The 11810-nt window shown below is 37.7% G+C and carries 14 protein-coding genes and 1 tRNA gene; 3 read left to right on the top strand and 12 right to left on the bottom strand.

Features of this window, described 5'->3' with window-relative positions; genetic code table 11:
- The 9 genes from AC1DND_RS13260 to AC1DND_RS13220 all read right to left on the bottom strand — a co-directional run.
- A partial coding sequence (locus tag AC1DND_RS13260; RefSeq protein WP_477582219.1) for a hypothetical protein occupies positions 1–847 on the bottom strand: 847 nt, incomplete at its 3' end.
- 109 nt (positions 848–956) lie between these two features.
- The gene (locus AC1DND_RS13255; protein ID WP_477582217.1) at positions 957–1601 is read right to left on the bottom strand and encodes a hypothetical protein; all 645 of its coding nucleotides are present in this window, start codon (positions 1599–1601) and stop codon (positions 957–959) included.
- A gap of 235 nt (positions 1602–1836) precedes the next feature.
- Entirely contained in the window at positions 1837–2661 is an 825-nt protein-coding gene (locus tag AC1DND_RS13250) for a hypothetical protein (RefSeq protein ID WP_477582216.1), read from the bottom strand.
- A gap of 42 nt (positions 2662–2703) precedes the next feature.
- Complete coding sequence (locus AC1DND_RS13245) at positions 2704–3252, bottom strand: hypothetical protein (protein ID WP_477582214.1); 549 nt, start codon at positions 3250–3252, stop codon at positions 2704–2706.
- A gap of 98 nt (positions 3253–3350) precedes the next feature.
- Entirely contained in the window at positions 3351–3902 is a 552-nt protein-coding gene (locus tag AC1DND_RS13240; RefSeq protein ID WP_477582212.1) for a hypothetical protein, read from the bottom strand.
- On the bottom strand, positions 3892–4350 hold the full coding sequence (locus AC1DND_RS13235; RefSeq protein WP_477582210.1) for a hypothetical protein: 459 nt from the start codon (positions 4348–4350) through the stop codon (positions 3892–3894). Before AC1DND_RS13235 ends, AC1DND_RS13240 begins: the two co-directional genes overlap by 11 nt.
- 108 nt (positions 4351–4458) lie before the next feature.
- Positions 4459–5262: a M48 family metallopeptidase gene (locus AC1DND_RS13230; protein WP_477582208.1), complete on the bottom strand. Its 804-nt coding sequence runs from the start codon at positions 5260–5262 to the stop codon at positions 4459–4461.
- 6 nt (positions 5263–5268) lie between these two features.
- Positions 5269–5628, bottom strand: a complete 360-nt coding sequence (locus AC1DND_RS13225) for a DUF4870 domain-containing protein (RefSeq protein ID WP_477582206.1) — start codon at positions 5626–5628, stop codon at positions 5269–5271.
- A gap of 54 nt (positions 5629–5682) precedes the next feature.
- Positions 5683–6306, bottom strand: coding sequence for a hypothetical protein (locus AC1DND_RS13220; RefSeq protein ID WP_477582205.1), 624 nt, complete (start codon positions 6304–6306; stop codon positions 5683–5685).
- Between the two features lie 164 nt (positions 6307–6470).
- On the opposite strand from AC1DND_RS13220, the gene AC1DND_RS13215 reads away from it, so the two are divergent.
- A complete protein-coding gene (locus tag AC1DND_RS13215) occupies positions 6471–8411 on the top strand; it encodes an ATP-binding protein (RefSeq protein ID WP_477582203.1) in 1941 nt (646 codons plus the stop codon).
- A 9-nt stretch (positions 8412–8420) separates the two neighbouring features.
- Complete coding sequence (locus AC1DND_RS13210) at positions 8421–9035, top strand: response regulator (protein WP_477582202.1); 615 nt, start codon at positions 8421–8423, stop codon at positions 9033–9035.
- 279 nt (positions 9036–9314) lie between these two features.
- On the opposite strand, the gene AC1DND_RS13205 is transcribed toward AC1DND_RS13210, so the two are convergent.
- Positions 9315–9388 (bottom strand) — tRNA-His (locus AC1DND_RS13205).
- Positions 9389–9564: 176 nt separating this feature from the next.
- Between AC1DND_RS13205 and rnhA the strand changes: the two genes are divergently transcribed.
- Positions 9565–10029, top strand: coding sequence for a ribonuclease HI (gene rnhA / locus AC1DND_RS13200; protein WP_057934856.1), 465 nt, complete (start codon positions 9565–9567; stop codon positions 10027–10029).
- A gap of 6 nt (positions 10030–10035) precedes the next feature.
- On the opposite strand, the gene fbp is transcribed toward rnhA, so the two are convergent.
- On the bottom strand, positions 10036–11115 hold the full coding sequence (gene fbp, locus AC1DND_RS13195; RefSeq protein ID WP_477582199.1) for a class 1 fructose-bisphosphatase: 1080 nt from the start codon (positions 11113–11115) through the stop codon (positions 10036–10038).
- 19 nt (positions 11116–11134) lie between these two features.
- Positions 11135–11626 carry a metallophosphoesterase family protein gene (locus AC1DND_RS13190; RefSeq protein ID WP_029278402.1) on the bottom strand — a complete coding sequence of 164 codons (492 nt, stop codon included), beginning with the start codon at positions 11624–11626 and terminating at the stop codon, positions 11135–11137.
- Positions 11627–11810 lie beyond the last annotated feature (184 nt).

Raw genomic sequence — 11810 nt, 5'->3', positions numbered from 1 at the left:
GGTAATGTCCTGCACCATCGCTAGGACCGTTACGGTAGTTGATACGGGGATCTAGCTTTGTTACTTCGTTATAAAAAGGTTTGAGACGTTCTAACGCGGCCTGTATTTCCTTTTCGTAGTGCGGATATTTTTTCATAATACCAGGATAGATGGCCATCTGCTGTTGAATAAAAGCTACAGCATCTTTTACCAACACGGGTTTAAAAGGCCATTCGCCATTTCTGGGAACTACCACATCAATTTTACTATAGCCTTTTCCACTATCATGGTAATGCTGCAAGTAGGTCCGATAATTATAAAGATTGGCTTGAATCCTTTTATCAATCCCTTCACCCTTCACAGTAGCATCATCCTCGCCCGCACAAAATGGTGCCTTTTCAGAAAAGAAATACAGTCCATTGGGATTAAATCCGTCTACATAAACACCTGGAAAATCATTGAAGCCTGCAATCAGCTTGCTTCCTTGTTCACCATTGAGGTTGATTTTTCCATTCTCAAATCTTGCAGAGAAGCCCATTAATTCAAAACCATAACTATGTAACGGGCCTAAATCAGGTAAATATGAGCGATCGTCGTTTTTACTAACACGTCTGATGATTAAGCCTCGTGGCAAATAAGATTGTTGTATCCAGCTATATAATTTATCAACGGCCTGTTGCTGCCAAATGGAGTACGAGCCATAATAACCTTTGTAGGGTTTATAAACCGTATTGGCTTTGGTCGGATTGGTAACGTATTGCCAACCCAATACCGAGTCTCTGTTAAGTTCCCGATCATTTTGGGCATGGGCAGAAAAAGCGATAAAAGACAGTAGTATAAATAAGGGGATAAGCATTGTCGATTTCATACCAATTAGTATAGTTTAAATCCTGGTGGGTTATCGATAATTGATTTTCCAGTAAATGCGAAACTAAAGAGCAATAATATTTTGATGTGGTTCATGGGTTATCCGCTTATTAAAAATTTGTCCAGGCGGTTCCCTTTACAGTATCCCAACCAGATTTGCTGGAAACACTTATATTGCCTTTAGTGTCCATATTGTAATAGATCCACCCGATGCGATTAGCCTTGAGTTTTATTTTGGTCGTATTACTTGTTGCCAGATCTGTGCAGCTCTCTGCTTTTACATCTTCCAAAATTACCTGACGGGCTATAGTGGGTAGGTTATTGCTAACCCTGTTGGTTACCGATATTTCAATTCTAGAAATTGGAAAAGTTTGTAGCGACTGTGGGGTTATTTTTCCGGGACTTACAGCTATTTGTCCGGCGCTCACAGTTGGTATAACCGAAGATTTGATAGCGGTATTGGTGATTGACTTTACTGCTATGGGTTGCTGTGGTGTGGCAGTTATCAGGTTCCTGAAATCTGCAATACAAGCACTTGTCGGCACTTCTATTTCTATGGAGGCCGTATGATCTGAGCCTCCTGTATAATTTACAATAATGAGTTGGTCMTCATAGCCACGCATTACTGATGTGCCTTTAATGCGGCTACCATCACCTTTTGTCACCTTGCCATATATTGTGGTTGTTTGGGCATAAGATGTTATAGTTGTTATAATGACTGCCAACGATAGCAAGGCTTTTTTGAGTGTGTTCATATTTTTATAGTTAAATATTGATTATAAAATAAATGGTTAATGTAAATCTAACCGGAGTGGCAACCTGATACAATCATTAAAAAGGATGATTTTTCGCTATTCTCAACCGCAAAACATGCTACACAATTCCACTTGCAGCAACTCTTTATTCTCTAAAACATTAGCAAATGCAATGTTCACACCTCCTCTTATAGGCCCGCATTACAACTTCAGTGGCCTGTAAGTGTAACCCGAATTACTGAACATCAATATTATCCATTGTAAAATATATTACATTGTTGTTTGGGTTTTGATCGCCAATTTTATTCAAAGGGTCAATTTTAATGCTATACATTCTGTGTGCTCCACCGGCACCAGTAGCTTTATTCCAAACTGCCCTATCAATTGCTATAGAATAAGCAGATTCTCCAGGTTTAAGGATAGTATTATTATTTAATATTTCACCAACGTTAACATTTGGGTCTCTGCTAATCGATGAAAACCAACTGCTTTCTTTCAACCAAAAACTTCTTCCATTTAAGGAATTAACTCCGCCACCTGGCAGCTCTGTTTCCAAATCAAATGGGAAATTTATATCGGGAGGATATGTTGAGGTATTCCACAAATAGGGATCAGTATTGGTGACTTCTGTAAGTAAGTGATTAGGTGCTCCTGCAACAGCATATTTCAAAAGATTTAAATCTATATCGGTGGTACCCGCATTAAAAACTCTGCACTTAACAATATAACGTTTGTTCGCAGGCTCAAAAGAAATAGAAATGAGTTCCATCGCAATGTCTTTTGCGAACTTTTGATTAGCAAGTATCTGAGGATTCACCTTCATTTTTAAGGACTGTAGCGGAATAACCTTTGCTTCTACTTGCCCGATCCTCATGGTTCCTGCTGGCACTCTAATATCAATGGTTTTATGTGTATTCTGTCCCTTTACTAAAGCAGTATTTGTTTTCACTTGTGCATTTACTGCCATTGTTCCTACAATGAACAGCAATAAAATGAGTATTTTTTTCATTGTTTTTAAATTTTGTGATATAAAAGTAGGTTGATATAAAAAAATGGTCAATCATTAAAAAAGATGATTTTCTATTTCAACCTCTTAGGTTCTTTATGGTTTTATTTCCAGTTTCATATTTCCTGTTACTGTTCCAGGTGTATAACCTACTGGTGCATTGGCAATAGGAAGTACTTGCAGGGTATAAGTACCTGTTAATGTTTTGTTGCTGTTGTTATAAATCAGATTGCAGGTCATGGTTACGCTTGCATCTTTTTTTAAAATGATAGAAACATCATTACCATGAAGGGTATAAGTACCCGATTCGAGCCTTGTTACAGCTTCGGGTGTGGTAAGACTACAGCTAACTGTACCGTTGCTGAGAAATTTAAAAGAAGGGTCGGTAACTGAATGGCCAGCGTTGGGTGTAACCCACCAACGGATGAGCTGCCAGTTATGTGTTGTTAAAAATGCCTTAACAGAGGCAAGTCGGTCCGGTAATTCTACAGGTCTTCCCAAAGATGCTTTTACAGGTTGTTGCGGCAAAGTGGGCAGCTTAGCATCAATAACATTTTTTATAGGTGGTACCTTTGGAGGAGCCTCTTGGGCATTTGCAGAATAAATGGTGATCGCCAAGCTTAGTAAAAGAATAATTTTCTTCATATCTTTTAGAATTTAAGGATGTGGAACAAATGTTTTATTTAATCGCCAAAACAGTTTATTGTTAATAATGATTTTCCTTATTCAAATTGGTATTGTGATTAAATCTTATGAAAATGAAGAACCGCTTCAATTTTGTTTTTATCATAATTACAGTCATACAAACTCATATAACTTTCCCATGGCCTGTCACCGTATCTGCGGGAATAGAACCGTATAAAATATTTACTTTCACTTCCCGATGATGATTTCCTTACCAATACATTGCCAGTAAAGCTATACACGCTTTGGCTTTTAAATTGTTTGGTTTTTATCAGGTTATTATAATAATCATAACCTGAAGTTGTTGAAGATTGTATCGTAACATAAGATTTCCCGTCTGCGGTGTAGATGGTGGCTGAATTCAAACTATTGCCATAGGTGCCGCTGCCTGATGCCCAGGTGCCTATCAGTTGTTGTTTATAATTTATACTTTTTTCGCTCACTCCTTTTATTCTCAGGTTAAATAATAAAAAGTGTAAAGCCATTTCTACCTCGCTGCCTAAAATGTTATCCGTAGAATTAATGATGGCTACTTTATCGCCAGCTTGTACAAGCAATACAGTTGCTTTGATCACATCATACCCACCTTTTTTCTTTATGCTATTGGACATCATATAATAATTCAATCCCTGGCAGGTCATCCCTAATTACCACGTTCGCCATTTTGCCATTGCCTGTGGCGGTTATCAGCGTTACCGATCCCTTATTGGCGCCATCGGTATAGCTGGCTTGTCCCGACAAAGTGCTCCATCCTTTTTCAGTAGCAGGATCTTGCATGATGGGTTCTCCGGAAACAGATACGGTGCCTTTTACCAATTTCTCCCAGCTGGCCGTAAAGTTTTCGTTTGCTGATACTGTACTTGCTGCCGAACGCAGAATAATAACAGCTGCATAGTTTCCTTTACCATCGTTTTTGGTGGACAGCTGAATACCATTGGCCATTTCTGTTTTATCCCAACTGTTGGGTATTGTATAGTTTATTACATCAAAAGCCTGCTTTTGGGCAAAAGCAGATACAAAAAGAACAATATTCATCGCAAGAAGGATTATCTTTTTCATGGATTTTAGATTTTATGATATAAAAGTAGATTGAACAACAAGACCAGGCAATCATTAAAAAAGATGATTTTTATGCCTAGCTGATGATTACTAGCGCTTTAAATCGCTCTACGGTTTATAATACTTCTCTTTAATTTCTGGAATCAACACTGATATTTTTTTGATCCTCGTTTCATCCGAAGGATGTGTAGATAAAAATTCGGGCACATTGCTTTTGTTGCCCGCATTCATCCGTTGCCAAAAAGGAATAGCCTCATCGGGATCATAACCAGCCATAGCGGCAAATATCAAACCCAATTTATCGGCTTCGCTTTCTTGCATACGGCTGTTAGGCAACGCCAGTGCAAGATTTGAGCCTACCATATAGAGACCAAGAAACAAAGCCTGTGTTTCCTTCTTTTTTTCTTTTAATGCGTCCTGTAAAACTATCCCACCAAGGTTAATGAGTAAGCTCTGACTCATGCGTTCATTGCTATGGTGGGCAATGGCATGGGCAATTTCATGCCCCATTACCACAGCCAATGCATTTTCATTTTGTGTATAGGGCAACAATCCCGTGTACACAACTACTTTACCACCTGGCATACACCAAGCATTTATTGTTGTGGCATCAACGGTATTATAGTCCCATTTAAAATTTTTCAGGTCTTTGCTCATGTTATGCTGCTGCATGTAGGTTTCAGCAGCCTGTTGAATTTTTGTTCCTACTCGAGTAACCAGCTGTGCCCGTTCATCATTTTTAGCAAGTGTGGTACTGTTTTTTACCACCAAATCATACGCTGTTAATGCCATAGCACTAAGCATGGCATCGGGCACTAAATTTATTTGCTTCCTACCCGTAACCGGTACTATTTTACAAGCAGAAAAACCAGTTAAAAGTCCTACTAACATCAAGGATAAGACCCTTTTCATTTTCGGTTATTTAATTCCTTTGAGTAAATCCTGTGCCTTATTGCCAAATATGGGTAATGGCTTTTGTTCGCCATTAATAGCGTTAAGCAATCCAATAACCCAAAGCACAAGAAAGCCCGACATTACCAGGCTAAGGGACATAGAGATAATCCTGCCCAGATATGGAGCAAAGGCAAATACCAGCTGGACTATACAAATAGCAAATGCGCAAAGCATTAAGAATAAGGACTGCCTGATATGGAATGTGGCTAATTGACCTTTATTTTTGCCGAATTGGATGTAAGCGATAATCCATCCCACAAGGGTAATGTAACTGATGATGGAAATGGTTTTTTCATCCATTTCTTGTGTTTGTTCTGTATTCATGGTTTAGCTTTTTAGTATTTAGAGATAAAAAAATTGAAGTTGTCTTATCCTGAATTATTCTCTTTTAGTGATGAAGGTTGGAAGCGTATTAAAATAGGCGTCTGTTTTGCAGAATAAATGCCATTTCATAAAATCGAGATACATATCAGACCCTGTGAAATAAATCGTTTTTGAAGGCATTGTTGGATGTGGGTTTCCATTTTTATCCTTAAATTCTAGCACAACATTTACTTCCTCAATTTTCCATGCATCCAAGCCAAAAAATGGCCCATTACCCTGGGTATTATACAGTATATCTACCATAACGCCGGTTTGCCTGTAATGCGCAAGGCTATTAAAGGTTTGATCGAAACCTGGTGCTTGAGGTAAATAAAATTCTTTTGTACTCCAGGTTTTTAACTCGGGCATATAATTTTCTAGCATATAGCCTTTCTGATAATTATCGGTACCAGAGGTAGGATATACCCTTACAATTAATTTGGAGTTTAGTTCTTTATTATCCTTTCCTGTTTTTATAGTCACTTTTGCAACGGCTAAAAAGTAATCGGCATCGCTAAGTGCAGCTGATGACATGGAAGCCTGCTGGACATTGCCAGTATTTTTAACAGGTTTTAAAATTTGTGCGTATAGCACATTTAAAAAACAAATGCCAATGGTGGCGAGGAGAAGCCTTTTCATTTTTTTATAATTTAATGATGTAAAATTAGGCTGGTACAAGAGGCCTATCAATCATTAAAAAAGAGGATTTTTATAGCTGGCTCCTTAAAAAATCATTAAAAAGGATGATAAGAAATGTGCGTTAACAGTATTTAATTTGCAAATAGAAAAATGTAAATTAGGATATGAGAAAATTAACGCTGGTATTTTTTTCGGTTATAATCTGTTTTGTATGCAATGCCCAGGTTGAACACAAAATAGACAGCCTGTTAAAGAAAATCAAAGAAATACCAGATGATACCAATAAGGTGAAATTGTATTATGCCTTAGCCAGCCAATATCTTAATAGCAATTTAAAAGAGGCAGAAAAGTTTTGCCGCAAAGGTAAAGCTTTAAGTAGAAAACTAGGTTATAAGCAAGGAGTACTGGACTATTATGCCAATTATAGTGATGTGCTATATATCAATGGAAGATTTGACGACCACCTAAAATTAGACCTGGAGGCTATGGAGTATGCTAAAAAAAATGCTGACGCTACCCAATTTGCCCGTACCCTGCTTAATGCCGGTAATGGGTATTTATTAATCGAAGATTATCAAAGTGCTGTAAACCAATATGAAAAGGCAAAAGATATATTATTAAAAAACAACAACCATAAATACGATGGTAAAATTTATGATGTGCTCCAACTATTGTATTATCGCATGCATCAATACAGAAAAGGGGTAAGTAATGGCCTGTTAGCCGTTGATATTCTGGCAAAATCAAAAAATAAGGTATGGCTAGAAGAGTCTTTAAGCAATCTGGGATTAAATTATATCGAACTAAAATTATATGACTCTGCCAGATACCACTTAAACAAGGCAATGGTTTTGGCAAATGCAAGCGGAAACAAACAGATACAAACAACAACGGCACTAAACTTTGCATTAATTGCACTCAGGTCTCAACAAGTAGACAGCATAAAACCCTATGTAACCAAAGCGCTTAATCTTTCCAAGGCTAATAACTGGCACGAACAGGAGGGTTTAGCGCAGTACGGACTGGCTTATTATTACCTGCAAAAAAAGAATTATGTAAATGCAAAACTATACGCCGACTCCGCTCTTCGCTTAACTCAACAATATAATATACCCTACTTAAATCAAAAGTTATATCCTTTACTTTCAAGTTTATTCTACGCTAAACAGGAACCAAAGCAGGGCTACTTTTATTATAATCGATCAGAACTTTTAAATGATAGCCTGTTAAATACAGCCATCACAAAACAAACCATTCTAACCGAAAAAAAATTTGAAACCTCAAGAAAGGAAACACAAATAAAACTCCAGCAAGCCCAGCTCAAGCAAAAAAATACACTTAATTATATACTCATTGGCAGCTTGCTTGCGCTGTTTATTATTTCCGTCCTCATTTACAGAAACTACAAACACCGCCAAAAATTGCAACAGGTAAAAATTGATGAATTAGAAACCGAAAAACAATTGACTGCTACCGAAGCTGTGCTAAAAGGCGAAGAACAGGAACGCACCCGATTAGCTAAAGACCTGCACGACGGATTGGGCGGAATGCTAAGCGGTATAAAATTTTCACTGAATAACATGAAAGAGAATTTAATAATGACCCCCGATAATGTTAATGCTTTTGAACGAAGTATAGATATGCTAGATAGTTCCATTAAAGAAATGCGCCGTGTAGCGCATAATATGATGCCAGAAATACTGGTAAAATATGGCCTAGACACTGCATTAAAGGAATATTGTACGGAGATGGATCACAGTGGCGTGCTGCATGTAAACTACCAATCTGTAGGAATGCATCAAACAGAAATACCACAAACTACATCAATTGCAATTTATCGTATTATACAAGAGCTGCTGAACAATGCCATTAAACACGCCAATGCAAAAAATGTACTGATACAGTTACATCAGGCTGAACAGGAAAAACTAGTGGCTGTTACCGTAGAAGATGATGGAAGGGGTTTCGATACCGATCAACTGCAACAAGCTAATGGTATGGGCTGGTTAAATATCCGAAACCGTGTTGAATTTTTAAAAGGCAAAATAGATTTGCAATCCGCTCCCGGTAAAGGCACTTCAATAATGATAGAGATTAATATTTAACCGTAGACGATGAAGATAGGCGTTTTTGTAGTAGATGATCATTATATGGTGATAGAGGGTATTCGTATGTTATTACAAAACGAAAAAACGCTTGACTGGATGGGACACGCCACCAATGCCGAATCTTGCCTGAGTTTTTTAAAGCTGCATGAACCAGATGTAATCTTAATGGACGTAAACCTTCCCGATAAAAGTGGAATAGACTTATGTAAGGAAGTTAAACAATTATACCCTTCTGTAGCTATATTGGGGCTGAGCACATTTAACCAACAAGCTATTATCAAAAATATGATAGATAATGGTGCGTCTGGCTATGTCTTAAAAAATGCGACAAAACAGGACCTACTGGAAGCCATTAACTGCGTACTAAAAGGCAAAGTATATTATAGTTTTGAAGTATTAAGCTCGTTAAGGAAACCAACACCCAACCAATTTCTAATTACCCGAAGAGAAAAAGAAGTATTGTTGCTCATCGCCGAAGGGTTAACCAATGCAGCGATATCAGAAAAGCTTTTCATCAGCGTTCCAACTGTAAACACGCACCGCAAAAGCCTATTAGAAAAACTTGAAGTAAAAAATACAGCCATGCTAATCGGTAAGGCTACAAAACTGGGATTAATTTAGTTCACTTTCTAAATCCTCTATTTGATTCCAAGAAATTCAGGCTAGCAAACCTATAGGCATGAAGTTAACAACATCAAACCAAAAAAGCCCACTTACATTAACCGTAATTCACTAATTACCAATGAATTAAAATAGATAAAATTGATAGGAAAATATTGTAGCCCGTCAGGGTACCCATATGAGGCTCGAACCCAAAATCGACCTCTATCTTCTCTAATCAGCGATTTGAAAATTACCTTAAAAAGAAAAAGCCCTTTAAGATAACTTAAAGGGCTCACGGGTGGCTGATGGGGCTCGAACCCACGACCCTCGGCACCACAAACCAATACTCTAACCAACTGAGCTACAGCCACCGTATTTTTTAGTGTCACAAAAGTACGACTTTTAATATTTCTTGCAAATATTTTTTTCAAAGTTTTTACAACTAATTTTTAATTCCTTAACATTCAATTATTTGAAATTGAAAAAAAAATTCAAAAGCAGATAAAACAAGCTATTTTAAACCTAAAAACATAACTTTACGGCGTTTATGATCGAAATTTATACAGACGGAGCAGCTAGCGGAAACCCAGGACCAGGTGGTTGGGGTACAATTTTAAGGGCAGGACAACACTATAAGGAACTAAGTGGCGGCTTTAGAATGACCACCAATAACCGCATGGAACTATTGGCTGTAATAAAAGGATTAGAAGCGTTAAAAAGTTTAAATCAACAAGTAACTGTTTACTCCGATTCGAAATATGTAGTAGATGCTGTGGAGAAGAAATGGGTTTTCGGCTGGGTAACCAAAAATTTTAAGGATAAAAAAAACAAAGACCTGTGGTTGAGATTCCTGGAACTGTATAAACTTCACAAAGTGAAATTCATCTGGATTAAAGGTCACAACGATCACCCGGAGAATGAGCGTTGCGACCGTTTAGCTGTTTTTGCTTCGCAAGACAAACAAAACCTGGCTATAGATACTTTTTTTGAAGCAGAGAGAAGTAAGATTTAGCCAATCTTAATCAATTCCGCCAACTACATTTAAATCCTCTAGTTTCGTTTCTACATTGGCATCGATCGAGATTGATTTTGCTGTATACAACAACATCATTTCTTCAGCCTTTTCTACCATATGTTTTGACCCGATAAAAATCGGAACCCTTTGATGCAATTCTGTTGGTTCAATATCGAGTATACGATCAAAGCCTGTGCTGGCTTTGCCCCCAGCCTGCTCAATAATATAAGCCATTGGGTTACATTCGTATAACAACCTTAACTTTCCATTAGGCGAGCGTGAAGTGGTTGGGTAAATATAAATCCCACCTTTAATTAAGTTCCGGTGGATGTCGCCAACCATCGAACCAATATAACGCGAAGTATACGGGCGTTTAGTGGCCTCATCTTCTACCTGGCAGTATTTGATGTATTTTTTAACGCCATCTGGAAAGTGAACATAATTACCTTCATTTACCGAATACATATAACCTGTTTCGGGTATTTTCATCTGGGGGTGAGAAAGGCAAAATTCACCTATTGATGGGTCTAATGTAAAACCATTAACGCCCTTCCCTGTGGTATAAACCAACATGGTAGAAGAACCATAAATAATGTAACCGGCAGCTACCTGTTCTGTACCTTTTTGCAACACATCCGTTATACTGGCTCTGCCATCAACCGATTTCCTGCGATAAATGGAGAAAATAGTGCCCACAGCTACATTTACATCTGTATTGGATGAACCATCTAAAGGATCGATACAGACGATATACTTGGCGTTTTGAGAAACCGGCGATTCGATATGGATAATTTCATCTTCTTCTTCGGTAGCTACAATACAGCATTCGCCGCCACTGGTTAACGCAGCAATAAACTRTTCATCAGCATAAACATCTAGCTTTTTTTGCTCCTCACCCTGAATATTGGTGGTTCCCATATCGCCTAAAATATCAACTAAACCGGCTTTATTAATTTCGCGGTTTACAATTTTTGCAGCTATACCAATATCCCTTAATAACCTCGAAAGCTCTCCTTTAGCATATGGGAAATCCGCTTGTTTTTCTATAATAAATTGTCCTAATGTTTTAACGCCACAAACCATACTTAGTGTAAATTTTACATTATCTACCCGATAACTCTATAACCTCTAAGGTATGAATATTTTCATCAGTTATGCAAAAACGGATGAGGGTTCTCACTTTGTGCCAACCGTGTTTTCCTGCTGCACCGGGGTTTATATGCAAACATTTTATTTTTTCATCGAACATTACTTTTAAAATATGTGAATGCCCTGTAATAAATAATTTCGGAGGGTTAGTGTATATTTCAGGCTTAACATAAGACGAGTATCTTCCTGGATACCCACCTATATGCGTCATCCAAACATCAACCCTTTCGCAGCTAAATCGATTTTGCTCTGGAAACTCCGCTCTAATCGCACTATCATCTATATTTCCGAATACCCCGCGCAAAGGTTTAAACGCTGCCAAAGGCTCGGCTACATTAGGGCCAAAATCTCCCGCATGCCAAATTTCATCTACACCATCGAAGTGTTTAAAAACCGCATCATCTAAAAAACCGTGTGTATCAGAGATTAAACCTATTTTTTTCATTATGTAAACTTAATTGTGCCCCGTAATTTACAGGACTGGCAAAATCTTTCGACCAATTTTTGCTAAAACAAATCTTCCAACGGTCGACAAATTTTTTAAAAATGGTGATTAAATATTATAAAAAAACACGACAGCGATTATACAATGTTATCATTGTTCCCTACCCCGCCATCCATCCAAAAAC

The sequence above is a fragment of the Pedobacter sp. 01N416 genome, from assembly GCF_056399685.1.
This window is presented reverse-complemented; position numbering and strand designations above follow the sequence as displayed.